The 488-nt window shown below is 37.1% G+C and carries 1 protein-coding gene; it reads right to left on the bottom strand.

What is annotated here, in order from left to right; genetic code table 11:
* A partial coding sequence (locus tag ACFINZ_RS10395; protein ID WP_375701471.1) for an MFS transporter occupies nucleotides 1-488 on the bottom strand: 488 nt, incomplete at both ends.

The following is a 488-nucleotide window of genomic DNA, read 5'->3' as shown; positions in this document are numbered from 1 at the left end:
CGACAAACCAATGGTAGACATTGCAAGCACTCCTATGACTCCAGAGCTTAAGAAATAAGGAATTGCGAAAGAATAGATACCAGTAATTATTGTGATGCAAATCATCAAAGTTCTGCGTTTAATACGATCAGCGAGTTTTCCAGTTAGGACAGTGAAAATTCCGCAAAAGATAGCACCAATGACTTCTACTTGGAGAGCCTGATAAAATGACAATTGCAAATGGTTTGTTGAATAACTTAACAAATATGCGGTGACCAAATAAAATAAAACAAATGTTGCCATACCAGCAAATGTCCCAAGAAATAAGATTCGTGGGCATTTTAAAAAGACATCTATTATAGGGACTTGAACACGCTCTTTGCGTTCAAGAGTTTTTTTGAATTCAACTGTTTCGTTGATTGAGAGACGAACCCATAATCCCACAAGCATTAGAAAAACTGAAGCAATAAAAGGAATGCGCCATCCCCATGCTAAAAGTTCGTCATGAT

The organism is Bartonella sp. AA81SXKL, assembly GCF_042196945.1.
Lineage (GTDB): Bacteria > Pseudomonadota > Alphaproteobacteria > Rhizobiales > Rhizobiaceae > Bartonella.
Note: the sequence above shows the minus strand (reverse complement) of the source record. Positions and strands in the feature narration are given on the sequence as shown.